This window comes from Streptomyces sp. VRA16 Mangrove soil (assembly GCF_017377775.1).
Lineage (GTDB): Bacteria > Actinomycetota > Actinomycetes > Streptomycetales > Streptomycetaceae > Streptomyces.
In genome coordinates, this window is record NZ_JAFVLN010000022.1 from 17,063 (window position 1) to 42,288 (window position 25,226).

20 protein-coding genes are annotated in these 25,226 nt (G+C 71.4%); 11 read left to right on the forward strand and 9 right to left on the reverse strand.

All coding sequences use genetic code 11. The features are described 5' to 3' along the window. Positions 1-132 precede the first annotated feature (132 nt). Both hemB and J3486_RS38525 read left to right on the forward strand, forming a co-directional pair. On the forward strand, positions 133-1,122 hold the full coding sequence (hemB, locus tag J3486_RS38520; protein ID WP_207828581.1) for a porphobilinogen synthase: 990 nt from the start codon (positions 133-135) through the stop codon (positions 1,120-1,122). 31 nt (positions 1,123-1,153) lie between these two features. Next, positions 1,154-2,335 carry a winged helix DNA-binding domain-containing protein gene (locus tag J3486_RS38525; RefSeq protein WP_207828582.1) on the forward strand — a complete coding sequence of 394 codons (1,182 nt, stop codon included), beginning with the start codon at positions 1,154-1,156 and terminating at the stop codon, positions 2,333-2,335. Positions 2,336-2,448: 113 nt separating this feature from the next. Here J3486_RS38525 and J3486_RS38530 read toward each other — a convergent pair whose 3' ends face one another. From J3486_RS38530 to J3486_RS38540, 3 genes are all read right to left on the reverse strand, one after another. Beyond that, entirely contained in the window at positions 2,449-2,604 is a 156-nt protein-coding gene (locus J3486_RS38530; RefSeq protein ID WP_207828584.1) for a hypothetical protein, read from the reverse strand. Between the two features lie 187 nt (positions 2,605-2,791). Continuing rightward, positions 2,792-2,968, reverse strand: coding sequence for a hypothetical protein (locus J3486_RS38535; protein ID WP_207828586.1), 177 nt, complete (start codon positions 2,966-2,968; stop codon positions 2,792-2,794). Positions 2,969-3,179: 211 nt separating this feature from the next. After that, positions 3,180-6,152 (reverse strand): AfsR/SARP family transcriptional regulator, encoded by a 2,973-nt coding sequence (locus tag J3486_RS38540; RefSeq protein WP_207828588.1) that lies wholly within the window; start codon positions 6,150-6,152, stop codon positions 3,180-3,182. 226 nt (positions 6,153-6,378) lie between these two features. Between J3486_RS38540 and J3486_RS38545 the strand changes: the two genes are divergently transcribed. From J3486_RS38545 to J3486_RS38575, 7 genes are all read left to right on the forward strand, one after another. Next, positions 6,379-7,638 carry an amidohydrolase family protein gene (locus J3486_RS38545; protein ID WP_207828590.1) on the forward strand — a complete coding sequence of 420 codons (1,260 nt, stop codon included), beginning with the start codon at positions 6,379-6,381 and terminating at the stop codon, positions 7,636-7,638. 100 nt (positions 7,639-7,738) lie between these two features. Continuing rightward, positions 7,739-8,665, forward strand: a complete 927-nt coding sequence (locus J3486_RS38550) for an LLM class F420-dependent oxidoreductase (protein WP_207828592.1) — start codon at positions 7,739-7,741, stop codon at positions 8,663-8,665. A gap of 258 nt (positions 8,666-8,923) precedes the next feature. Further along, positions 8,924-9,709, forward strand: coding sequence for an SDR family NAD(P)-dependent oxidoreductase (locus tag J3486_RS38555; RefSeq protein WP_207828594.1), 786 nt, complete (start codon positions 8,924-8,926; stop codon positions 9,707-9,709). 113 nt (positions 9,710-9,822) lie between these two features. Further along, positions 9,823-10,941, forward strand: a complete 1,119-nt coding sequence (locus tag J3486_RS38560; RefSeq protein WP_207828596.1) for an LLM class flavin-dependent oxidoreductase — start codon at positions 9,823-9,825, stop codon at positions 10,939-10,941. A 148-nt stretch (positions 10,942-11,089) separates the two neighbouring features. Then, positions 11,090-12,829, forward strand: coding sequence for an amidohydrolase family protein (locus J3486_RS38565; RefSeq protein WP_207828597.1), 1,740 nt, complete (start codon positions 11,090-11,092; stop codon positions 12,827-12,829). Next, positions 12,826-14,286 carry an aldehyde dehydrogenase family protein gene (locus J3486_RS38570; RefSeq protein ID WP_207828598.1) on the forward strand — a complete coding sequence of 487 codons (1,461 nt, stop codon included), beginning with the start codon at positions 12,826-12,828 and terminating at the stop codon, positions 14,284-14,286. The genes J3486_RS38565 and J3486_RS38570 overlap by 4 nt, the downstream gene beginning before the upstream one ends. A 223-nt stretch (positions 14,287-14,509) precedes the next feature. Further along, a complete protein-coding gene (locus J3486_RS38575; protein ID WP_207828599.1) occupies positions 14,510-16,057 on the forward strand; it encodes an APC family permease in 1,548 nt (515 codons plus the stop codon). A gap of 12 nt (positions 16,058-16,069) precedes the next feature. On the opposite strand, the gene J3486_RS38580 is transcribed toward J3486_RS38575, so the two are convergent. Both J3486_RS38580 and J3486_RS38585 read right to left on the reverse strand, forming a co-directional pair. Further along, positions 16,070-16,348, reverse strand: coding sequence for a hypothetical protein (locus J3486_RS38580; protein WP_207828600.1), 279 nt, complete (start codon positions 16,346-16,348; stop codon positions 16,070-16,072). A 19-nt stretch (positions 16,349-16,367) separates the two neighbouring features. Next, positions 16,368-17,930, reverse strand: coding sequence for a CehA/McbA family metallohydrolase (locus tag J3486_RS38585; RefSeq protein WP_207828601.1), 1,563 nt, complete (start codon positions 17,928-17,930; stop codon positions 16,368-16,370). 142 nt (positions 17,931-18,072) lie between these two features. Here J3486_RS38585 and J3486_RS38590 point away from each other — a divergent pair, with 142 nt between their 5' ends. Further along, positions 18,073-20,667, forward strand: coding sequence for a bifunctional FO biosynthesis protein CofGH (locus tag J3486_RS38590; RefSeq protein ID WP_207828602.1), 2,595 nt, complete (start codon positions 18,073-18,075; stop codon positions 20,665-20,667). Between the two features lie 4 nt (positions 20,668-20,671). Here J3486_RS38590 and J3486_RS38595 read toward each other — a convergent pair whose 3' ends face one another. The 4 genes from J3486_RS38595 to J3486_RS38610 form a co-directional block, all read right to left on the reverse strand. Next, on the reverse strand, positions 20,672-22,273 hold the full coding sequence (locus J3486_RS38595; protein ID WP_207828603.1) for an FG-GAP-like repeat-containing protein: 1,602 nt from the start codon (positions 22,271-22,273) through the stop codon (positions 20,672-20,674). Between the two features lie 334 nt (positions 22,274-22,607). Continuing rightward, entirely contained in the window at positions 22,608-23,618 is a 1,011-nt protein-coding gene (locus tag J3486_RS38600) for an AraC family transcriptional regulator (protein ID WP_207828605.1), read from the reverse strand. 52 nt (positions 23,619-23,670) lie between these two features. Next, positions 23,671-23,847: a DUF397 domain-containing protein gene (locus tag J3486_RS38605; RefSeq protein WP_207828607.1), complete on the reverse strand. Its 177-nt coding sequence runs from the start codon at positions 23,845-23,847 to the stop codon at positions 23,671-23,673. Next, positions 23,844-24,656, reverse strand: a complete 813-nt coding sequence (locus J3486_RS38610) for a helix-turn-helix transcriptional regulator (protein WP_307805117.1) — start codon at positions 24,654-24,656, stop codon at positions 23,844-23,846. Before J3486_RS38610 ends, J3486_RS38605 begins: the two co-directional genes overlap by 4 nt. Before the next feature lie 83 nt (positions 24,657-24,739). On the opposite strand from J3486_RS38610, the gene J3486_RS38615 reads away from it, so the two are divergent. Continuing rightward, positions 24,740-25,186, forward strand: coding sequence for an ATP-binding protein (locus J3486_RS38615; protein WP_207828609.1), 447 nt, complete (start codon positions 24,740-24,742; stop codon positions 25,184-25,186). The last annotated feature ends 40 nt before the right edge of the window (positions 25,187-25,226 follow it).

Genomic DNA, 25,226 nt, shown 5'->3' on the forward strand with positions numbered 1-25,226 from the left:
CTTGGGCCCGTCTCCCTGATCCCTCCGTCGCCCGAAGGGCGGGGCAGGAGGGATCAGGGAGACAGGCCCAGGGGCCGCACACCCGCCCCGCTTCGTTTTATTCGGTACGTGTAGGTACGAGGTGACAGTTCAGTGACTCGGTACGGCTCTTTCCCCGGCACCCGGCCCCGGCGGCTGCGGACGACTCCCGTCATGCGGCGCATGGTCGCCGAGACGCGGCTGCACCCGTCCGATCTGATCCTTCCCGCGTTCGTGCGCGAGGGGATCGACGCGCCGGTCGAGATCGGCTCCATGCCGGGCGTCTACCAGCACACCCGTGACTCCCTGAAGAAGGCGGCGGCCGAGGCCGTCGAGGCGGGGGTCTCCGGGATCATGCTGTTCGGCGTGCCCGAGGAGTCGAAGAAGGACAACGCGGGCACGGTCGGGACGGACTCCGACGGGATCCTCCAGGTGGCGCTGCGGGATGTGCGCGCGGAGGTCGGCGACGACCTGCTCGTCATGTCGGACCTGTGCCTGGACGAGTTCACCGACCACGGGCACTGCGGGGTCCTGGACGAGCACGGCCGGGTCGACAACGACGCGACGCTGGAGCGCTACGCCGAGATGGCGCAGGTCCAGGCGGACGCGGGCGCCCATGTGGTGGGCCCGTCGGGGATGATGGACGGTCAGATCGGTGTCATCCGGGACGCGTTGGACCAGATCGGGCGTGAGGACGTCGCGATCCTCGCCTACACGGTGAAGTACTCGTCCGCCTTCTTCGGGCCGTTCCGGGAGGCCGTCGGCTCTTCGCTGCAGGGCGACCGCAAGACGTACCAGCAGGACCCGGCCAACGTCCGCGAGTCCCTGAAGGAGCTGGCGCTCGACCTCGAAGAGGGCGCCGACATGGTCATGGTCAAGCCGGCCGGACCGTACCTCGACATCCTCGCGAAGGTCGCGGAGGCGTCGGACGTGCCGGTCGCCGCGTACCAGATCAGCGGGGAGTACGCGATGATCGAGGCGGCGGCGCAGCGCGGCTGGATCGACCGGGACGCGGCGATCCTGGAGGCGCTGACCGGGATCAAGCGGGCCGGGGCCGACACGATCCTGACGTACTGGGCGACCGAGGTGGCGCGCAAGCTGTAGGCGGCGTCCTGCCTGGGCGAGAATGCCGGGCATGACGATCAGTGCACTCGCTCTCAACCGGGCGACTCTGGCACGGCAGTTGCTGCTGGAGCGCTCGGCGGTCGGGGCGGAAGAAGCGGTACGGCGGGTTGTCGCGCTCCAGGCGCAGCAGCCCGCTTCGCCGTATGTGGCGCTCTGGAACCGGGTGGCGGAGTTCGAGGCGCGCGAGCTGGACGCGGCGTTCGCGGAGTTCCGGGTCGTGAAGTCGACGCTGATGCGGATCACGTTGCACGCGGTGCATGTCGACGACTACCGGGACTTTCGCGCCGCGGTGGAGCCGACGGTACGGGGTGCGCGGCTGCGGGACCGGCGGTTCACGGCGTCGGGGCTGACCGAGTCCGATGCGGCGCGGCTGCTGCCGGAGCTGCTCGCGCGGGCCGAAGTTCCGTGCGGCGCAGGTGAGTTGGGCGACTGGCTCGCCGAGCGCGGTGGCGGCATCGTGCCCGAGCTGGCGCGTCCGGCCTGGCGGATGCTGCGGCAGTGGGCGCCGCTGTGGCATGCGCCGGACGCGGGGCTGCCGTGGCGGTACACCTCGGGCGCGGGGCAGCGCTTCTTCGCGGCGGACGGCGACCGGCGCCCCGAGCTCGGCGATCCGGAGGCCGTGGCGGAGGGGCTGCGGGTGCTGCTGCGCCGCTATCTGGAGGGGTTCGGGCCCGCGTCGGTGGCGGACATGGCGCAGTTCGGGCTGGTGCAGAAGGGGCGGGTGCGGGAGGCGCTGGCGCGCTGTGCGGACCTGGTGCGGCTGGAGGGGCCGGGCGGGGAGGTCCTCTACGACGTGCCGGGCGGGCCGCTGCCGGACGAGGGCGTGCGGGCGCCGGCCCGGCTGATGGCGATGTGGGACAGCACGCTGCTGGCGTACGCGGACCGGGGGCGGGTGCTGCCCGCGGAGTACCGGAAGGTGGTGACCCGGGTGAACGGGGATGTGCTGCCGACGGTGCTGGTGGACGGGTATGTGGCGGGGGTGTGGCGGGTCGGCCCCGCGGGCGCTGGCGGTGAGGGGATCGAGGTGGCCGCGTTCCGGGAGTTGCCGGAGGCGGCTTGGGAGGAACTCGCGGGCGAGGCGCGGGGGCTGCTGAAGTTTCTGGGGGAGCGGGATCTCGGGGCATATCGGCGGTACGACCACTGGTGGGTGAAGGGGTTGCCGGTCGCGGAGCGGCGGGTGCTGCCCGGGTAGCGAACGGCTCGGGGCTCCTGGGCATGGACTGCCACCGTCCGGCCGGTGCCCGGCCCGTCTCACACCAAAGGGCCGGGCTTGGGGCCCGGCCCTTGTGCGAGGTGTGGTGCTGCTCAGGGGGCGTGGTTGTCCTGCGGGGTGACCACGGTGGCGTGGCTGTCCTGCGGGGCGACGGGGGCGTGGTTGTCGGCCATCGCCGGGGCCGCAGCGCCCGCCGCGACGCCGACGACCATGGCGGCGGTGACGAGAATCTTCTTGGTGCGGGTCATTCCAACTCCCTGGCCAGAAGCGGTGTTACTGAGGCAGCCGTGACGCCAGCGGCAGGAGGGCGGTTGTTCGAGTGGGTCGAGCGGATCGCGCCACCAGTTGGCCTGAGCTGTCCTCGGACACGCCTCGGCCGCGGCGGCTCCCCCTCCGCGCCGCCGCGGCCGATCCCCGTCGGGAAGAAAGTCCTGTTCAGGCCTCTTCGCTGGTGGCGTGCTGGTCGAGAGGCTTCAGCTCGTCGCCGGTGGCGTGCTGATCGAGCGTCGTCAGGGGCTCGTCCGTCGCGTGTTGGTCGAGGGTGGTGATTTCCTCGCCCGTCGCGTGCTGGTCCTCCGGCTTGAGGATCGTTTCGTTCTTCTTGTCGCTCATGACGCTCAGCTCCCCTGTGAAGCGCGTGGTGTGCGGATCGGAGAGGTCCGCCCGGCAGCTCCCCCGTGGGCGGCCGGACGGACCCAAGTGGACCGCTCACAGTAGTACGTGAGTTCGGGCCCAACTGCGGTGACCCGTCTGCCCCCCGACGCGACGGATCGACTAAGGACGAGAATGGAGGCAGGCGATAAACGAACGATGAACGTCGGCCTCAGGCGGCCTGAGCAGGGCTCAGCAGACCCCGTACGACCTCGGCCTCCGGGGACTTGAGCTGCTCGTAGATCTCCAGTGCTTCCTGCCAGCAGACGCGAGCACGATCGGTCTGGCCCAGCCCCTGAAGCGCACGCCCGAGAGTGGTGAGTACCAGGCTGCGTCGCCAGTCACCCCCGATGCCGCGCAGCAGGGTCAGGGCCTGTTCCGAGGCGGAGGCCGCGGCGGCATTGCGTGCCGCGTCCAGATCCGTCTCCGCGATTCGGAAGAGGGTCATCCCTTCCCATAGGCGCTGGCGGCTGTCACGAAAGACTTCGAGGGCCTCGATGAGGATGGACCTCGCAGCGGACAGTTGCCCGCTTTGAGTGAGCGCGAGTCCCAGTGCGTACCTGCCATTGGCGCCGCGGAGCGCGTTGCCCGTGGACTCGTAGATGGCTATGCCTTGCTCCGCGAGTTCGATGGCACTGGCTGTTCTGTTGGTCGCCAGGTGTATGCGCGACAGGTTGCAGAGCGCGCTTGCCTCTCCGGCGCGGTTCTGGTCGATCCTGAAGTTCTCGATCGCCAGACGTAGGTGCCGCTCGCCCTCCACATGACGTCCTTGGTAGATGGCCACGATCCCGCGGGTGTTCGGCGCCCAGCAGCGAGCAACCGGGTCGTTGGCCTCCTGCGCGTGGGCCATGGCCGCGGTAGCGGCGGCATCCGCTTGGTCGAAGCGGCCCGCCACCATGTGGACATCGGTCAGGGTCGTCAGTGCCCGGCCGGCCGCCCACGCGTCCTCAACCGCTTGGGCGGCTTCCCAGGCGGCCATGGCGGCGACCTCGTACTCGCGAGAGTTGGCGCCCGACTCGGCCAGATCCTTCGCCGCCCAGAGGAGGTCCACGGCTCGCCGCAGCCGTGAGTCCCCGACCGACTGGCGGACGCAGGCCAGCACGGAGATGGCTTCGGAGTAGAGCCAGTCCTGTGCCGAGTGGCGGTCGTCGAAGACCAACCCTGGATGGGACGTCGGCGCCAGGTGATCCACCAACCGGTCCCCGGGCCGCTCGATCGCATACACCCCCGCCGCCGTGGCCAGGTAGAAGTCCAGCAGCCGTGACATCGCCAACTCCCGCTCCTGCGGCGGGAGTTCGTCGCGCTCCGCGCACGCACGCGCGTAGAGCCGGACCAGGTCGTGGTAGCGGTAGCGGCCCGGTGCCGCGGATTCCAGGAGGGAGGTGTCGACCAGGGACTCCAGGAGGTCCTCGGTTTCCTCCGCGTCCAGGTCCAGGACCGCCGCTGCCGCCGCCAGCGAGATGTCCGGGCCGTCCGCCAGGCCGAGGAGGCGGAAGGCGCGGGCCTGGGCGGGTTCCAGGGCGCCGTAGCCCAGCTCGAACGTGGCCTTCACCGCGAGGTCGCCGGCCTGGAGTTCGTCGAGGCGGCGGCGTTCGTCGGCCAGTTTCGCCGCCAGGACCGAGACCGTCCAGGTGCGGCGGGCCGCCAGGCGCGAGGCGGCGATGCGGATCGCCAGGGGGAGGAAGCCGCAGGCCGCGACCACGTCCAGGGCCGCCTCGCGTTCCGATGCCACGCGCTCCTCGCCCACGATCTTCGTGAACAGCAGGAGTGCCTCCTCCGGCGACATCACGTCCAGGTCCACCAGGTGGGCCCCGGCGAGGCCGACCATGCGGACCCGGCTCGTGATGAGCGCCGCGCAGCCTTCCGTGCCCGGTAGGAGGGGTCTCACCTGCGCCGCGTCGCGTGCGTTGTCCAGGAGGACCAGGACTCTGCGGCCGTCCAGGGAGGACCTGAAGAGGGCCGCCCGCTCTTCCAGGGAGTCCGGGATCGCCGAGTCGGCCGTGCCGAGGGCGCGCAGGAAGGAGCCGAGGACCGTTTCCGGTTCCGCCGCGCGGGAGCCCGCGCCCTGGAGGTCCACGTACAGCTGGCCGTCGGGGAAGGCGGTGCGGGCCGCGTGCGCCACGTGGACCGCGAGCGTCGTCTTGCCCACGCCGCCGATGCCCGCCAGCGCCGAGACCGCCATCACGCTGCCTGCGCCGGATTCGGAGGAGGCCAGGGCGAGGACGTCGCTCAGTTCGCGGACGAAGGACGCGCGGCCGGTGAAGTCCGGGACCGTCGCCGGGAGTTGGGCCGGGCGGACCGGGGCCGCCGCGGGCTCGGCGGCGGGGGCCGAGGGTTCCGCCAGGGCCGGGTCCGCCTGGAGGATGCGCTGCTGGAGTTCGGAGAGCGTGGGGCGCGGGTCGACGCCGAGTTCGTCCGCGAGGAGGCGGCGCGTGTCCGCGTACACCGCGAGGGCCTCCGCCTGGCGGCCGCTGCGGTACAGGGCCAGCATCAGGAGTTCGCGGAGGCGTTCGCGCAGGGGGTGGGCCGCCGTGAGCGCGGTGAGTTCCGAGACCGCTTCCGCGTGGCAGCCCTGTTCCAGGTCCATGTCGAGGCGGGCTTCGAGGAGTTGCAGGCGCCATTCCTCCAGGCGGGCCCGCTGCGTCTCGGCGAACGGGCCGGGCACGCTCGCCAGCGGTTCGCCGTCCCACAGGGCCAGCGCCGAGCGGATCAGCGCCCGCGCCTCGCACAGGTCGCCCGCCTGACGCGCCTTCTCGGCCTGCGACCACAGGTCCTCCGCCTGCGTCAGGTCGAGCGCGGCACGGGACGCGAGACGCAGTGCGTAGCCGCCCGACTCGCTGACCAGGACCCCGGGATCCAGGACCTTGCGCAGGCGGGAGGCGTACGTGCGCAGGGCCGCCAGCGCCTGCGGAGGGGATTCCTCGCCCCACACCGCGTCGATCAGTTCGGCCGCCGTCGCCGTGCGGCCGTCGCGCAGCAGGAGCGCCGCCAGCAGGGCCCGCTGCTGCGGCGAACCGGTTGCCAGCGGCTGGTCGGCGCGCCAGGCGTGGACCGGGCCGAGCACGCTGAAGCGCAGGCCGGACTCCACGGCGCCCTGGAGCGCGCCGGATCGCCGCTGCTCCGGTACCCGCGGTACACCGTCCATCGTCGCGCCCCCCTGCCGCCGCACCCGCACCAGTCGTCCCTTGTCCCTGTCGTCCAACCGGCGCGCCGGGCCTTCACCCGACACACCGTCAAAGACAACTCCGTCAGTTTGCCTTGTTCATGGCAGATACGTCAGCAACGGGAGGCAGCCATCACACACATCTCACGCGTACGAACCTTCACTCCCACTAGCTGACGGGTCGTCAGATCGGCGCTACCGTGAGCCCATGGAGACCACGGAGACCGCAAAGACCGAGAATGCCCCGATACCCGCCGACTTCCCTCGCATCATCTCCGTCGACGACCACACCGTGGAGCCGCCGACCGTCTGGTCCGACCGGCTGCCGAAGAAGTACGCCGATGTCGGCCCCCGCGTCGTGCGCGCGCCCCTGAAGGAAATGACCTTCCTCGGCGGCAAGTTCGCGCCCGTCATGGGCGCCCCCGGCGACGACGGGCCCATCGGGGACTGGTGGGTGTACGAGGAACTGCACCGGCCGCTGACCCGGCTCGACACCGCCGTCGGCTACGACCGCGACGAGATCAGGCTCGAAGTCATCACGTACGAGCAGATGCGGCCCGGTTCGTTCGACGTGCCGGCACGGCTCGACGACATGGACGTCAACCACGTGCAGTCCGCGCTCTGCTTCCCCACCTTCCCGCGCTTCTGCGGCCAGACCTTCACCGAGGCCAAGGACCGGGAGCTCGGACTGCTCGGTGTGCGGGCCTACAACGACTGGATGGTGGAGGAGTGGTGCGGGCCCGACGCCCAAGGGCGGCTCATCCCGCTGACCCTCATCCCGCTGTGGGACGCCGAGCTGGCGGCCGCGGAGGTGCGGCGCAATGCCGCCCGCGGGGTGCGGGCCGTCGCCTTCTCCGAGATCCCGCCGCACCTCGGGCTGCCCAGCATCCACACCGATGAGTGGGACCCGTTCCTCGCTGCCTGCGACGAGACCGGGACCGTCATCGCCATGCACATCGGCTCCAGCAGCAGGATGCCGTCCACGTCGCCGGACGCGCCGCCCGCCGTCGGCTCCACCATCACCTTCGCCAACTGTTGCTTCTCGATGGTGGACTGGCTGATGAGCGGGAAGTTCGAGCGGTTCCCGAACCTCAGGATCATGTACGCCGAGGGGCAGATCGGATGGATCCCGTACATCCTTGAGCGCGCCGACGTGGTGTGGGAGGAGAACCGGGGCTGGGGCGGCGTCGCCGACAAGGTGCGCAAGCCGCCCTCCGAGTACTTCGCCGAGCATGTCTTCGGGTGCTTCTTCGACGACGCCTTCGGGCTGAAGAACCTGGACGCCGTCGGTGCGGCCAATGTGCTCTACGAGACCGACTACCCGCACTCCGACTCGACGTGGCCCAAGTCGAAGGAGGTCGGCGAGGCGCAGATGGGGCATCTGGCGCCGGATCTCGTCGAGCGGATCGTGCGGGGCAACGCCATAGAGCTGCTCGGGCTCACGCCGGACGGGCTCTGGCGGGCCTGATCCACGGCCGCCGTGCCGCATCCCTTGTCTGACGATCCGTCAGGTACGAGTATGTCCCCCGGCTCGTAAATGACGACCCGTCAGATAAGGGGGTTCGGGCATGGCGCCGCTCACCTATGGCATACAGCTCCCGATCCAGTCCCAGAGCACCATGTACGCCGAGTCCTGGGAGGCGGGCGCGGGCGCGGCCGACCTCGTGGCGCTGGCCCGCGCCGCCGACCGCGGCGGCTTCGACTACCTCGCCTGCTGCGACCACGTCGCCATCCCGCGCCGGCTCGCCGACGCCATGTCGACGACCTGGTACGACCCCGTCGCCACCCTCTCCTTCCTGGCAGGTGTCACCGAGCGCGTACGGCTGCTGAGCCATGTGGCCGTCGTCGGGCTGCGGCACCCGCTGCTCTCCGCCAAGCAGTACGCCACCCTCGACCACCTCAGCGGCGGGCGGCTGATCCTCGGGGTCGGGGCCGGGCACGTGCAGGAGGAGTTCGAGGCGCTCGGCGTCGACTTCGCCCGGCGCGGGGCCGTGCTCGACGAGAGCATCGACGCGCTGAAGGCCGCGTTGGGGCCCGATGAATTCCCGACGCACAAGGGCGAGTTGTTCTCCTTCGAGGGGCTCGGGCAGCGGCCCCGGCCCGCGCAGGCGCGGGTGCCCGTGTGGGTGGGCGGTTCGTCCCCGGCGGCCGTGCGGCGGGCCGCGCTCAAGGGCGACGGCTGGCTGCCGCAGGGCGATCCGCGCGACCGGCTGCCCGCGCAGATCGAGAAGGTGCGCCGGCTGCGCGCCGAGGCCGGGATCGAGGCGCCGCTCGTCATCGGCGCCATCACCGAGCCGCTGTACGTGGGCGCGGCCGACTGGAGTGTCGGGCGGCGGACCCTCACCGGAGCGCCCGAGGGCATCGCCGAGTCGCTGCGCGCGTACGCCGCCATGGGGGTCCACCAGATCCAGATCCGGTTCCGCAGCCGGGGCCGCACCGAACTGCTCGACCAGATGGCGGCCTTCGCCGCCGATGTCGCTCCGCACCTCGACTGAGCGGGTCGGGGGGAAGCAGAGGCACATCCCCACGCCGCCCGACATGCACTGCCCCACCCTCGAACCCGCTTCGCGGGCTCGGGCGGGAGGGACCCCCTTCCGCACCGGCCGAAGGCCGAGAAGCTCCGCTGCCAGGACCTTCGTCCGGCACACCGATCGCACGCACCGGCTGCGACACCCGTCGCTGCCGCGACGGGCGCGGGGACGCACGTCTGCTTCCCCCGACCCGCTCAGCCGTATCGAGAGAGGAATTCAGGCATGGGCAAGCTCGATGGGCGCGTCGTCCTCATCACGGGCGCGGCGCGCGGCCAGGGGGAGCGGGAGGCCCGGCTGTTCGCCTCCGAAGGGGCGAAGGTCGTCGTCGCCGACGTCCTCGACGACCAGGGCGAGGCCGTCGCCAAGGACATCGGGGCAGGCGCCGTCTACGTACACCTCGATGTGAGCGACGAGGACGACTGGGCCGCCGCCGTGCGCGCCGCCAAGGACGCCTTCGGGAAGATCGACGGACTCGTCAACAACGCCGGCATCCTGCGGTTCAACGAACTCGTGTCGACGCCACTGGCGGAGTTCCAGCAGATCGTGCAGGTCAACCAGGTCGGGGCGTTCCTCGGGATCAAGACCGTCGCCCCGGAGATCGAGGCCGCGGGGGGCGGGTCCATCGTCAACACGGCCTCCTACACCGGCGTGACGGGCATGGCGTACGTCGGGGCCTACACCGCCACCAAGCACGCCATCGTCGGGCTCACGCGCGTCGCCGCGCTCGAACTCGCCGCCAAGAAGATCCGCGTCAACGCCGTCTGCCCCGGCGCCATCGACACCGCCATGAGCAACCCCGCCCAGCTCGATCCGACGGCCGACACCGAGGAGGCCGCGCAGGCCCTCGGAGAGCTGTACAGCAAGCTCGTGCCGCTGGGGCGGGTCGGGCAGCCCGACGAGGTGGCGCGGCTCGCGCTCTTCCTCACCGCCGAGGAGGACTCCTCCTACATCACCGGGCAGCCGTTCGTGATCGACGGCGGCTGGCTCGCCGGGGTGTCCGTGCTCTGACCCCCACCTGCGGCTGACGATGCGTCAGGTATTGACGGTCGTGGGCCGCGGTGGAACAGTCTTCCCATCCAATCTGACGGATCGTCAGAAACTGACGAGGACGGTGAACCTCCTTGGAATTCGGGCTCTTTGTACAGGGATACGTGGGCAAGCAGGCGCTGACCGACCCCACCGCCGAGCACCGCGCGCTCATGAACGAGACCGAGTACGTCATCCAGGCGGACAAGTCCGGCTTCAAGTACGCCTGGGCGTCCGAGCACCACTTCCTGGAGGAGTACTCGCATCTGTCGGCCAACGACGTGTTCCTCGGGTATCTGGCGCACGCCACCGAGCGGATCCACCTCGGCTCCGGCATCTTCAACCCGCTCGCCCAGGTGAACCACCCGGTCAAGGTCGCCGAGAAGGTCGCGATGCTCGACCACCTCAGCGAGGGGCGGTTCGAGTTCGGCAGCGGGCGCGGGGCGGGCTCGCACGAGATCCTCGGCTTCATCCCTGGTGTGACGGACATGAACTACACCAAGGAGATATGGGAAGAGACCATCGCCGAGTTCCCGAAGATGTGGCTCCAGGACGAGTACGCCGGGTTCCAGGGCAAGCACTGGTCGCTGCCGCCGCGCAAGATCTTCCCCAAGCCGTACGGGACGTCGCACCCCGCCATGTGGTACGCGGCCGGGTCCCCGCCCTCGTACGCGATGGCCGCCCGCAAGGGGCTCGGCGTGCTCGGCTTCAGCGTCCAGAAGGTCTCCGACATGGAGTGGGTCCTGGAGCAGTACAAGAACGCCATCCCCGAGGCCGAGCCGGTCGGTGACTTCGTCAACGACAACGTGATGGTGACGTCCACGGCCATCTGTGCCGAGACGCACGACAAGGCCGTCGACATCGCGATCGGCGGCGGGCTCAACTACCTCCAGTCGCTGGTGTTCCGCTACCACGACACCTTCCCGCGGCCCGAGGGCATCCCCGAGTGGCCCGAGGTGCTGCCCGAGTACAACCGGGAGATCATCGAGCTGCTCATCGCCGAGGAGCTGATGATCTGCGGGGACCCGGACGAGGTGCTCCAGCAGTGCAAGCGCTGGGAGCAGGCCGGGGCCGACCAGCTCTCCTTCGGACTGCCGATCGGGATCTCGCACGAGGACACCCTGAACACGATCAAGCTCATCGGGGAGCATGTCATCCCCAAGATCGACACGGATCCTGTTCACCGGACCACTCGGTTCCGGTCCGCTGTCTGAGCCACCGTGCCGCCCCAGCTCTCCTCCTCCCGGACAAGGAGAGCTGGGGCCCCTTGGCGTCACCGTCGCGGGGCTCTGCCCCGGTCCCCGCTGCCTCTCGTTCAAGGGCGGGGCTTGATTTTGCTGAGCTCGATTCTGAGGAGCAGGCATGTTCGACCACCTCATCAAGGGCGCGACCGTCGTCGACGGGACCGGCGCCCCCGCCCGCGTCGCCGATGTCGGCATCCGCGACGGGCGCATCGCCGTCATCGCCGAGCCGGGCACCGTCACCGAGCAGGCGCGGACCAGCGAGGACGCCTCCGGGCTCGTGCTCGCGCCCGGGTTCGTCGATCCGCACACGCACTACGACGCCCAGCTGTTCTGGGACCCGTACGCGACCCCGTCCCTGAACCACGGGGTGACGACCGTCGCGGGCGGCAACTGCGGCTTCACCCTCGCCCCGCTGCACCCCGACCGCCCGGACGACGCCGACTACACGCGGCGCATGATGTCCAAGGTGGAGGGGATGTCGCTGGTCGCCCTGGAGGAAGGGGCGCCCTGGACCTGGAACTCCTTCGGGGAGTACCTCGACGCCCTCGACGGGCGGATCGCCGTCAACGCCGGGTTCATGGTGGGGCACTGCGCGCTGCGCCGGTACGTCATGGGGGCGGACGCCGTCGGCGGGCAGCCCAGTGAGCAGCAGATGCGGGAGATGCTGGACCTGTTCCACGCGGCCATGGACGCCGGGGCCTGGGGCTTGTCCACCACCCAGTCGTCGACGCACTCGGACGGGGACGGCGAACCGGTCGCCTCGCGGCACGCCCTGCCGGCCGAACTCATCGCCCTGAGCAGGGCGGTCGGGGAGCACGAGGGTACGCAGATCGAGGCGATCGTCGCCGGGTGCCTCGATCAGTTCAGCGACGACGAGATCGATCTGTTCGTGGAGATGAGCGCCGTCGCCGGGCGGCCCCTGAACTGGAACGTGCTCACCATCGACGCCGCCGTTCCGGAGCGCGTGCCGCGGCAGCTCGTGGCGAGCGAGCGGGCCCGTAAGTCCGGCGGCCGTGTCGTCGCCCTGACCATGCCGATCCTGACCCCGATGAACATGTCGCTCGGCACGTTCTGCGCGCTGAACCTCATCCCCGGGTGGGGCGACGTCCTCGGGCTGCCGGTCGACGAGCGGATCGAGAAGCTGCGCGATCCCGAGGTGCGGGCCGGGATGCTGCGGCGGGCCGACAGCAAGGAGGCCGGGGTGTTCCGGCGGCTCGCCGACTTCGGCCGGTACGTCATCGGGGACACCTACTCCGAGGCCAACGAAGGGCTGACCGGGCGCGTGGTGCGCGACATCGCCGCCGAGCGCGGGCAGGAGCCCTTCGAGTGCCTCGTCGAGATCTGCGCCAACGACCGCCTGCGTACGGTCCTGTGGCCGATGCCGACCGACAACGACCCCGACTCCTGGACGCTGCGCGCCGAGACCTGGCAGCACGAGGACGTCATGCTCGGCGGGTCCGACGCGGGCGCCCACCTGGACCGGATGTGCGGTGCGCCCTACACGACCCGGTTCATCGGCGACTGTCTGCGCGGGCGCCGGCTCGTGAGCCTGGAGCAGGCCGTGAAGATGCTGACCGACGACCCGGCGCAGCTGTTCGGGCTGCGCGAGCGGGGGCGGGTGCAGGAGGGCTTCCACGCCGACCTGGTGCTCTTCGACCCGGAGGCCATCGACGCCGGCAAGGCCACCCTCGTCCACGATCTGCCGGGCGACAGCCCGCGCCTCGACTCCAGGGCGATCGGGATCACGGCCGTGTGGGTCAACGGCGTCGAGGCGATCCGGGACGACGTCGTCAGCGGCGCCGTGCCCGGCAAGGTGCTCCGCTCGGGGCAGGACACCAGGACGGTGAGCACCAAGTGACCAGTGAGCAGCGGCTGTTCGTCGGTGGTGAGTGGATCGAGCCCGCGGGCGGCCACTATGAAGTGATCGATCCGGCGAGCGAGGAGGTCGTCGGGCTCGCCCCCGAGGCCTCGCGGCAGCAGGTGTACGACGCCGCGCGCGCCGCCCGCGACGCCTTCGGGCCGTGGTCGCGGACCACGCCGCGGGAGCGGTCCGCGATCCTCGACCGGGCCGCCGACATCATGCAGCGCGACTTCGCCGACCACGCCGAGCTCGCGCAGGCGGAGAGCGGCGCGACCAGCGGCACCGCGCGCGGGATGCAGGTCGCGGTGGGGGTGGCGCGGTTCCGGCGGTACGCGCGGGGCGCCCTGGAACCCGTGGAGGAAGGGCTGCCGCCGCAGATCAACGAGGCCGGGCCGATGGGGAAGGCCGGGGTGGTGGGCGCCCTCGCCGTGCGGCAGCCGGTCGGCGTCGTCACCTGCATCACCTCGTACAACAACCCGTGGGCCAACCCCGCGGGCAAGGTCGCCCCCGCGCTCGCCATGGGCAACACGGTCGTCGTGAAGCCCGCTCCGCAGGACCCGCTGTCCGTGTACCGGATGGCGGCCGCGCTGGAGGAGGCCGGAGTCCCGCGCGGGGTGGTCAACGTCGTCAGCGGCGCCTGCGTCGACGTAGGAGAGGCGGCCGTCGACGCGCCGGACGTCGACATGGTCAGCTTCACCGGGTCCACCGCCGTCGGGCAGCGCATCGGCGAGGTGTGCGGGCGGGCCATGAAGCGGCAGCTGATGGAGCTGGGCGGCAAGGGCGCGGCGGTCGTGTTCGGCGACGCCGACCTGGACTTGGCCGTCGCCGGGATCGGCACGACGTACGCCTTCTACAGCGGTCAGATCTGCACGGCCCCGACGCGGGCGATCGTGCACCGGTCCGTGTACGACGCGTTCGTGGAGAAGCTGACCGGCTACATCGCCTTCATGAAGGTCGGTGACCCCCGCGCCAAGGGGACCGTGGTCGGGCCCGTCATCTCCCGCGGGCACCGCGAGCGCGTCGAGTCGTACGTGGAGCTGGGGCGCAAGGAGGGGGCGACCGTCGTCGCGGGCGGGGAGCGGCCGGACCTCGGCACGGGGTTCTACGTCGCGCCCACCCTGCTCGCCGACTGCACCAACGACATGCGGGTGGTCCGCGAGGAGATCTTCGGCCCGGTCGTCGCCGTCGTCCCCTTCGACGGGGACGAGGACGAGGCGGTGGCCCTCGCCAACGACTCCGAGTACGGGCTCATCGACTACGTGTGGTCCGGGGACGTCGCGCGCGCCTTCCGCGTCGCGCGGCGGCTGCGGGCCGGCGGGGTCGGGGTGAACACGGTCGGGCGGAACATGGAGGCCCCGTTCGGCGGGTTCAAGAAGAGCGGGGTGGGCCGTGACGTCGGCTCGTACGCGCTGCACGCCTACAGCGAGCTGCAGTCGATCGTGTGGCCCGGGTGACGTGACGGAACTGGCACGGGAAACTTTGGAAGAGGGCAAAACGGACCCGGCTGCGATTACCGAATATCGGACACCGGGCCGATTGCCTTGTGTTCTGCGACTAGAATCCGAGTTCCCCCTTCGGAACATGGTGCAGTAGTCCGAATTGCCCGTGGATAGCTAAGTCGACAGATCCTGAAGTATCCCGGTAGATGTGGAAACCGCAGGATTTAACGTCCTGTTCATGACTCAGCTGGACGTGCGGCCCGAGAGTGCGACGGGCAACGGGAAGGGCCAGGGCAAAGGGCTCGGCGGGAACTCCGTCGGGCTGCTCGGCAGCGCGGTCATCGGCGTCTCCACCGTCGCCCCGGTCTACTGCCTGACCTCGACCCTCGGCTCCACGGCCGGTGAGGTCGGGCTCCAGATGCCCGCGGTGTTCCTGGCCGGATTCCTGCCGATGCTGCTCGTCGCGTTCGCGTACCGCGAGCTGAACAAGGTCATGCCGGACTGCGGCACCTCGTTCACCTGGACCGTGAAGGCGTTCGGGCCGCGCGTGGGCTGGATGTGCGGCTGGGGCCTGGTGATCGCCACGATCATCGTCCTGTCCAATCTGGCCGGTGTCGCGACCTCGTACTTCTGGCTGCTCGCCGGGGAGATCACCGGTAGCTCCGCGGTGGCGGACCTGGACGGGAACAAGGCCGTCCACATCGTCACGTGCCTGGCGCTGATCGCCGCCGCGACCGCGATCAGCTACCGCGGCATGACCGCCACGAAGGGCGTCCAGTACACGCTCGTGGGGCTCCAGCTCGTGGTGCTCGCCGTCTTCGTGGCGATGGCCGTGGCCAAGGCGGGCTCGGCGGACTTCGCGGGCCCGTCCGTCGACTTCTCCTGGTCGTGGCTGAACCCGTTCGCGGTGCAGTCCTTCGGCGCGTTCACCGCGGGCCTGTCCCTGTCGATCTTCATGTACTGGGGCTGGGACACCTGCCTCACCGCGAACGAGGAGACGATCGGCTCCGAGAAGACGCCGGGGCGCGCCGCGCTCATCGCGATGGTCGTCCTCGTCGGTTCCTACCTCGCCACCGGGGTCGCCGCGCAGATGGTCGTCGGCTCGGGCGACAAGGGCCTCGGCCTCGCCAACCCCGACACCTCCGACAACGTCTTCGCGGCGCTGGCCGGCCCGGTGATGGGCCCCACCCTCGGCATCCTGCTCTTCGTCGCGGTCCTCGCCTCGGCGGCGGCCAGCCTCCAGACCACGTTCATCCCGGTCGCCCGCACGGTCCTGGCCATGTCGACGTACGAGGCCCTCCCGGCGTCGTACGCCCGCGTCCACCCGCGCTTTCGCACGCCGGGCCGCGCCACGGTGACGGCGGGCGTCGCCACCGCGGTCTTCTACACGGTCATGACGCTGGTCTCCGAGCACGTCCTCGTCGACACGATCTACGCGCTCGGCCTCATGATCTGCTTCTACTACGCGCTCACGGCCTTCGCCTGCGCCTGGTACTTCAAGGCCGAACTGCGCCGCTCCGTACGGGACCTCGCCTTCAAGGGGATCTTCCCCGTGCTCGGCGGTGTGCTGCTCTCGGCCGTCTTCGTGAAGACCCTCGTCGACATGTGGAACCCGGCCTACGGCAGCGGCTCGTCCGTCCTCGGCGTCGGCTCGGTCTTCGTCATAGGGGTCGGACTGCTGCTCGTCGGCGTCGTGATCATGCTGGTGATGGGGCGCCGCAGCCCGGCGTTCTTCCGCGGCGAGGTGCTGAACCGGCAGACCGCGGTGCTGGTGGTCGAGGAGTGAGCGGGGCGGGGCTCAGCGGTCGAGGTCCGTCACGGTGACGCCGAGTCCCGCCGACTGATCCGGTGCGACCGTGGCGATCAGGGCGCCGGTCGGCGGCGTGCGGTTCGGGCGGGCCACATGGACGGCCCGCGCCCACGCCGTCTCCACCGCTGCGCCGGGCGTGTGCCGGACGTGCCCGGACTCCGGGCACGTCCGCACGCTGTACGACCGGCACAGCGGGATCCGGCCGTCCCCGTCGAGCGGGAGGACCCGGACGCAGCGGCGGGCGCAGGGCCCGTCGGCGTCGGTCATCGCGGCAGGTCAGGCCGCGTCATCCCGCCGGCGCCCCCAGGAAGACGGGGTTCGTGAACGCCGTCAGGGCGCCGGGCAGGCCCGGGACCGTCGACGGATGACGCACCTCGGCCCGCACGTAGGCGGCGTACGCCGGGGTGGTGTGCCACGTCGCCTTCCCCGTCCCGGAGTCGGGCAGCGCCGCGGAGGTGAACAGGGTGCCCTGGTCGGTGACGATGTGCAGGGTGCAGCCGGGGGCGCCCTTCACCTCCAGGTCCACGGTCACCGGGGTGTCCGCGGCGACGTCGAGGCGCTCGCCTAGCCCCGCCGACCCGCCCCTGCCGCCGGACGCGGTGAGGGAGACCTCGACGTCCTTGGTCTCGGCGACGTACGAGCGGCCCGCCCTGATGCCCTCCTGGATCGCCTGCCGGGTCAGGTCGTCGGCGAGGACCACCGTCTGGGGGCCGCCGACCCGGTCCGGGTCGCGGTGCGCGTCGCTGTTGCCCATCGCGGGCAGCCACCCGCCCCGGCCGCCCGAACGGGCGTACGCGACAAGGGTGTTGTCCCAGTCGGCCAGGGAGATCTCGTCGTCCGGGGTGTACGGGCCGTTCCACACCTCCACCGCGTCCGCCTCGCCGAAGCCGAACTTCCAGCCGCAGCCGATGCAGGTCGCGTGCGGGTGCGCGGGGACCACCAGGCCGCCCGCCCGGCGGATCTGCTGCGCGTACTTCGCCCAGCGGTTGTCCCGGGCCCGGTAGCGCCAGTCGACGAACGTGCCCGGGTCCATGCCGAGCGCGACGACGTGTCCGTTGCGGGTCGTGATCTCCTCGCCGACCATCACGAGCAGGTCGTCGCCCGCCACGTCCGCCCAGTGCGCCTGCGCGGAGTGCGTGTTGTGGTCGGAGGTGTTGATGAAGTCCAGGCCGGCCGCGCGGGCCAGCGCGCCGATCTCGGCCGGGGTGCGGCGGCCGTCCGAGTACCAGGAGTGCAGATGGCAGTCGCCGCGGTACCAGGCCCGGCCGCGCCCGCGCGCCCGCTCCGGCGGATAGCTCGGTACGGGCGTCCTGCCGCTCTCGCCGAACGTCAGCGTGATCGTCACCTCGTACGGCAGGCCCTCAGGCGCCACCGTGTACGGGCCGAGCGCGATGTTCCAGGTCCCGGCGCGCACCGGGCCCGGGATGTAGCCGGGCGTCGCGTCGTCGGCCCGGAGGAAGAACTCGGTCCTGGCCCCGCCCGACCAGCCGCGGAACCCCTTGCCGCCGAGCGCCGTGCCGCGCTCGTCGAAGATGCCGATGTCGAGCGCGTTGTTCTGGGTGCCGGCCGGGACGGTGGCCTTGGTGTACGTGTAGGAGACCTTGATCTCCCGCACCCCGCGCGGCACTTCGACCGGCAGATACACGAAGTCGGGTGCGCCCGGCGGCAGCGTGCCCTTGAGCGTCTTGGTGGACTGCGAGCCCTCGGCGGCGCTGGCGAAGCTCATGGTGCCGAGCGTAAGCGCGGTGGCCGCACCGGTCACGAGCAACGCCCGTCTGCCGAGCTGGTGGTCCGATACCTGGTCCGATACCTGGTCCGATACCTCGTCCGGTACGTCGTCGGTGCACATGTCGCGGCTCCCCAGGGTCTGATGTGACGTGGGTGACCCTGGCATTGAGCCGTGAACCGCGGCCGAAGGGAAGAGGCAGGGAAGGAGAAGAGGCGGGGAAGGGGGCCGCCGCGCCGGCCGGGCGCGCTCGTATGCTCGGTTCATGAGTGATCAGGACGCCGTGCAGCAGAGCCAGCCCACCGCCAACTCGATGCGCCGCGCGCTCAAACGGGCCCGGGACGGCGTCGCCCTCGACGTCGCCGAGGCCGCCGTCCTGCTCCAGGCGCGCGGCGCCGATCTCGACGACCTGACCGCGTCCGCCGCCCGGGTGCGCGACGCGGGCCTGGAGGCGGCCGGGCGGCCCGGCGTCATCACGTACTCCAAGAGCGTCTTCATCCCGCTGACCCGGCTGTGCCGCGACAAGTGCCACTACTGCACGTTCGTGACGGTGCCCGGCAAGCTGCGCCGGGCCGGGCACGGGATGTTCATGTCGCCGGACGAGGTCCTCGACATCGCGCGCAAGGGCGCCGAACTGGGCTGCAAGGAAGCCCTGATCACCCTCGGCGACAAGCCGGAGGACCGCTGGCCCCAGGCGCGCGAATGGCTGGACGCGCACGGCTACGACGACACGATCGCGTACGTACGGGCCATATCGATCCGCATCCTGGAGGAGACGGGCCTGCTCCCGCACCTCAACCCGGGCGTGCTGTCCTGGACGGACTTCCAGCGGCTCAAGCCGGTCGCGCCGTCGATGGGGATGATGCTGGAGACCACCGCCGAGCGGCTGTGGTCGGAGCCCGGCGGCCCGCACCACGGTTCCCCGGACAAGGAACCGGCCGTGCGGCTGCGGGTCCTGGAGGACGCGGGCCGCTCGTCCGTGCCGTTCACCTCCGGGCTGCTCATCGGGATCGGCGAGACGTACGAGGAGCGCGCCGACTCGCTGTTCGCGCTGCGCCGCGTGGCCCGCTCGTACCACGGCATCCAGGAACTGATCATCCAGAACTTCCGCGCCAAGCCGGACACGGCGATGCGCGGCATGCCGGACGCGGAGCTCGACGACCTCGTGGCGACCGTCGCCGTCGCCCGGCACATCATGGGCCCGGCGGGCAACATCCAGGCGCCGCCGAACCTCGTCGACGGCGAGTACGCGCGGCTGATCGCGGCCGGCATCGACGACTGGGGCGGGGTCTCCCCGGTCACCATCGACCATGTGAACCCCGAGAAGCCGTGGCCGCGCCTCGACGAACTCGCCGCCCAGGCCCGCGAGTCGGGCTTCGAGCTGCGCGAACGCCTGTGTGTGTACCCGGAGTTCGTCACGCGCGGCGAGCCGTGGCTCGACCCGCGGCTGCTGCCGCACGTGCGCGCCCTCGCCGACCCGCAGACGGGCCTCGCGGTGGCGGACGCGCCGGTCGTGGGCCGCCCGTGGCAGGAGCCGGACGAGGGGTTCGTGGCGTCCGCGGGCCGCACGGACCTGCACCGCACGATCGACACGCAGGGGCGTACGTCCGACCGCCGCGACGACTTCGACGAGGTCTACGGCGACTGGGAGGCGCTGCGCGAACAGGCCGCGCCCGGCATGGTGCCGGAGCGGATCGACGGCGATGTGCGCGCGGCGCTCGCGGTGGCCGCCGACGACCCGACGAAGCTGACGGACGACGAGGCGCTCGCGCTCCTGCACGCCGACGGACCGGCCCTCGACGCGCTGTGCGGGATCGCCGACGACATCCGCAGGACGGTGGTCGGCGACGACGTCACGTACATCGTCACGCGGAACATCAACTTCACGAACGTCTGCTACACCGGCTGCCGCTTCTGCGCCTTCGCGCAGCGCCGCACGGACGCCGACGCGTACACGCTCTCCCTCGACCAGGTCGCGGACCGCGCCCAGCAGGCGTGGGACGTCGGCGCGGTCGAGGTCTGCATGCAGGGCGGCATCCACCCGGACCTGCCCGGCACCGCGTACTTCGACATCGCGAAGGCCGTGAAGGCGCGGGTCCCCGGCATGCACGTCCACGCGTTCTCACCGATGGAGGTCGTCAACGGCGCGACCAGGACCGGGATGTCCATCCGCGAGTGGCTGACCGCCGCCAAGGAAGCGGGCTTGGACTCGATCCCCGGCACGGCCGCCGAGATCCTCGACGACGAGGTCCGCTGGGTCCTCACCAAGGGCAAGCTGCCGACGGCGACGTGGATCGAGGTCGTCAGGACCGCCCACGAGCTCGGCATCCGCTCGTCCTCGACGATGATGTACGGGCATGTGGACCAGCCGCGCCACTGGCTCGGCCACTTCCGCACGCTGGCCGCGATCCAGCAGGAGACGGGCGGCTTCACGGAGTTCGTGACGCTGCCGTTCATCCACACCAACGCGCCGGTGTACCTGGCGGGCATCGCGCGCCCCGGCCCGACGACCCGCGACAACCGGGCGGTCACGGCCATGGCCCGGGTCCTCCTGCACCCGCACATCCCCAACATCCAGACCAGCTGGGTGAAGCTGGGCACGGAGGGCGCGGCCGAGATGCTCCGCTCCGGGGCCAACGACCTGGGCGGCACGCTGATGGAGGAGACCATCTCGCGGATGGCGGGCTCCTCGTACGGCTCGTACAAGTCGGTCAAGGACCTGGTGGCCGTCGCGCAGGCGGCCGGGCGCCCCGCCAAACCGCGCACCACCCTGTACGGCGAGGTACCGCGGGAGCGGGTGCGGGCCGCGGCGGCCTCGGACGGCCATCTGCCGGAGCTGCTGCCGGTGCTCGACAGCTGAGCCGCTACTGCAGAGCGGCGCCGAACCCGGTGCCCGGGGTGCCGTCCGTGCCGCCCTTCTCGGGCGCCTGGACGGCCGCCGGGCCGAACGAGGTGACCCGGCGGGGGTGCGCGTCCGCCGGACCGGTGATCACCCAGACCGCGCCGGAGTCCCGTACCGCGCCGTCCTCGCCGGGGGCGCCGACGGCCAGCGCGGGCGGGGCGCTCTCGCCCGTCGGCAGGAACGCCACCGCCGAGCCGAACCGGTCGCCGCGCTCACCGGTGCCGGGGACGACCGCGCTGTCCTGGGTGTAGGTGCGCACCGGCGCGGGGCCGAGTCCGCGCCCCCGTACGCCCTGGAACAGGTACACGGCGCCGGAGTCGGTCCGCCCTGCCGCGCCATTGGTGCCGGGCGCGCCGACGGCGAGGTCGGCGCAGCCGTCGCCGTCCGCGTCGGCGGCGCTCAGGGCGGCCCCGAACCGGTCGCCCTGGTCGTCGTCGAGAGCCGACGAGTGATCGCCGGCCCGGCCGCCGCCGGGAGCCGTCAGCGTGCCCGCCGGGCCGCCGGGCCCGTCGGGGCCGCCGGGCAGCACCCGCACCCGCCCCGCGCCGTCCTGCGCGTCCTCCGAGACCTTGCCGATGTCGTACGCGGCGAGGTCGGCGTAACCGTCGCAGTCGAAGTCGCCGATCGCGCCGCCGAGCCCGTACGTGCCCAGATCCTTGCCGCGCGTGCCGAGTCCGTCCTTGCCGCCCGCGTAGAACCGGTCCGGGTAGCTCATCTCCTCGAAACCCTGCGAGGTGACGAGGTCGTCGCGGCCGTCACCGTTCAGGTCGCCGGCCAGGATCCGGCGCGGCTGGTCGGAGTCGCCCCAACGGCCCGTCAGTTGCGCCGACTTGCGCTCCTCGCCGTCCCGGCCGAACGGCCCGTACAGGACGCGGGCGCCCTTCGACGCCACGAGGTCGGCCTGCCCGTCCCCGTCGAAGTCCCCGGCCGCCGTCCTGCCGAGCGAGGGCAGCATGGTCACCTCTGCGAGGCCGATGCGCGATCCCCACAGGACGAGCGTCACGGGTCCGGCCGCCGGCTCGTACCGGCCGGGATGGCCCTCGCCGTCGGCGGACGCGCGGGCCCGTTCGGCGTCGGTCGGGCCGATCTCCAGGGAGACGGCGAGGTCGGTGTGGCCGTCGCCGTCGAGATCGGCCGCGGTGACGTGGTCCCCGAACCGGTGGCCCTGGTCGAGCAGCGGCGTGAGCCGGGCCGGTACGGACGTGCCGCCGACCGACACGAGCGTCTGCCGCCTGCGTCCCGCCTCGATCCCGTGCTCGCCCCCGTACAGGACGACGACGGCCCCCGCCTCCTTCCGCCCCCGGGCCTCGGTGGCGGGGGCGGCGACGACGAGGTCGCCGAACCCGTCCCCGTTGAAGTCGCTGACCGTGGCGGTGGCGCGGCCGTGCGGGCCCGAGACGGTGCCGCTCGGAGGCGCGAGCGACGGGGTGGGCGTGCGCCCCTCCGCGTCCTTGCCGCCCGTCGCGGAGGAACAGGCGGCGACGGCCGGCAGCAGGAGCAGCACGGCGACGGCGTACCGGGTCCTGCGCGGGCTCCTCGACGGACGCATCGGCGCTGGACGCATCGGCGCTACCTCCTGGCGTGGGACGCACGTCGTCGTGGGAGGAGACGGCCGAGGCACGCGAACCGTTGTACCGGCGGCTGTGGAAGCGGCCCGAGGCCGCAGTCGGGGGGTGGCACCGGCTCGGGCCCGGCGCCACCGACAGATCGGCCGCCGGGCCCGAGGGCACGCAGGCACTCCCGCGGCGCCCGCACCGGACTCTGCTGGATTCGGGATGAAGGGGAGCGGCTGGTGGGCGGCGCCGACACTGCCCAGCGGCCGCACATCCCGTGCGCGGACCGGTACCAGGACGCTATGCCGCGGCCCGGGGCGCGGCTCGCCGCTTCGCGCACGTCCGCTATCCGCTTCGCGCGATACCCAGGGCGGCGGCCAGCGTCTGGGACGGCGTCTCGCCGAAGCGGGTCCGGTAGCGCCGCGCGAACCGGCCCAGATGGGCGAAGCCCCAGCGGTACGCGGTCTCGGTGACCGTGGTCGCGCCGGGTACGGCGCGGCGCAGTTCCATCCGTACGTGCTGGAGCCGCACTTCGTGCACGTACGCCATGGGCGTCATGCGCAGCTGCTTACGGAAGGCTTCCTGGAGCGTGCGCAGGCTGACCCGGGCGACGGCGGCGAGCGCGCCGCCGTCCCAGGGCGCGGCCGGGTTGTCGCGCACCGCGTCCATGACCCGTTTGACGGCCGCGGCGCTCATCCCGGGCGGCGGCGCGTCCAGGGCGTCGCGGTACCGGTGGCCGGTGGACAGCAACAGGCCCTCCAGGAGGGTCTGTTCGAGACGCCCGCGGATCATGGGGCTCTCCAGCAGCCCGCCGGGGTTGTTCACGTCACGCGCGGCCCAGCGGGCCAGCTCCGCCCAACTGCGGCCCGTACCGGCGGAGATGTCGAAGTCCCGCCGGAAGCCGATGCCGCGGCGGACCGGTCTGCCCAGCATGCTCTCCAGCTGCCGGTGCATCGCCGCCCTGTCGACCTTGATGGTCAGGGTGTCGCAGTCCGGCGAGAAGTCGCCGACCCGGAAGTCGGCCGTGGGGTTCAGCATGCCCCCGGTGCGGGCCGACACCTGGGTGTAGGCCCCCGGGCCCTGGCCGATGCCGAACGATCCCGTCGTCGGCGCCACGATGTGGTAGCCCCCCAGTTCGGGGATGAAGGCCGTGATGGAGGCGCCGAACGACATACGCCCCAGGGTCACGCCACCCAGCAGCACGACATCGGCGTCGAGGTCGAAGGTCTCCGCTGCGGAGGTGTCCAGTTTCATGTCGTAGAACTGCTGCGACAGCACGGCGCGCGCCTCGTCCACCGAGCGGGTGGTGAAGCGGTTGGCCGCGGCCGCAGAGCCCTGTCCCCTGTCCGCGTCCATGGGGCAAGGATGCTCCGCGGGACCGGGCGGCAGGACCGTTTCGGGGCAAGTCCTACTTGATCGATTCCAGGAACGCGGCCCAGGCGGGGGCGGCGACGGTGACCGTGGGGCCGGTGTCGGGGTGCTTGGAGTCGCGGAGGTGGATGGAGTGGGGGGTGGGGGCCATTTCGACGCATTCGCCCTCGCTGCCGCTGTAACTGCTCTTGAACCAGGCGAGGTTCATGCTCATTGCTCGTGTGCCACCTTCTCGATCAGTCTTGCCGAGTCCTCGGGATTGAGGGCCTGCGCCCGCAGGGTTCCATACTTGCCGACGAGGTCTCCCAGGTCTGGCTGCTCGCCTACGAAGTATCCGCCGCGGTGGCCCTCGACGTAGGCGAGCTGGCGGCGATCGGCAGTATCCAGAAGGATCATGGGGCCGTTCAGCCCGGCATGAGTCTCCCGATCATGCGGCATGACTTGAATCTCGACGTTGCGCAAGCGGCTGATGTCGAGGATGTGGAGCAACTGCTCGCGAAGCGTCTGGCGGCCGCCCAGCGGACGCGTGAGCGCCGACTCCTCAAGTACGTAGCTCACCGGTGGCGGTGGCTTTCGCGTGAAGAGTTCCTGTCGTGCCAGCCGGTCGACAACCCGGGTCTCGATCTCCTCGTCGTCCAGGGTGGGGCAGCAGTTGCAGGTGAAGACGGCCCGCGCGTAGGCCTCTGTCTGGAGCGATCCAGGGATCAGATGGTTCTGGTACACGTGAAGCGCGTACGCGTTCTTCTCCTCGGCGAGGTAGTCCTCGGTCCACAGCCGTGCCCCACCGCGCTCGAACTCCTTGTCCGCCACGACCTGAAGTGCGCCTTGTGCACCGAGCGTGTGCTCGGCCAGCGCCACGAACTTTCCCCTGGGCGGACGCTCCCCGCGTTCCACCATTGCCACCTGCGACTTGGAAAAGCCGACTCGGTGCCCCAGTGCCTCCTGCGTCATTCCGGTTCGCTCGCGGTAGAACCGCAGAAGAGCCCCGAACGTCTGCGACCCGCGATCACCTGACTGCTGCACAACGGCCTCCCCAAGTGCACAGCCCCGCACCAACGTTGCGTAACCCTGGTCACAGTATGTGACGGCCCGGAACGCTGTGCAGCATGAACGGCTCAATGAACCCCACGGAACCGAAGCGCTTCACGATCCTGCTCTCCGCGACCGCGCGTGGCGCCCGGCTGGCCCGGCTGCTGGCGGAGCGGCAACTGGCCGAATGGAAGAGAGAGTCGCCCGAGGCGGAGCACGTCGTCGCCGAGCTCGCCGCGAACGCGGTGCGGCACGGCCGGGTGCCGGGCCGCGACTTCCGGCTGACGCTCACCCTGGACGCGGCGCGCACGCTGCGCATCGAGGTGGCCGACGCGCGACCGGACCGGGTGCCGCGTTTCCGTGAGGCGGACGACGAGGGCGGCCGGGGCCTGCTGATCGTCGCGGCGTACGCGGACCGCTGGGGCGTGACCGGCGGCGAGACGGCCGCGCCGCACAAGACGGTCTGGGCCGAACTGGACGCACCGGAAGGCGAGTTGCGGACATCCGGTCGCGCGGCGCCCTAACCACCCAAGGGGGAGAAGGGGAAGGTAAAAACCAACCCCC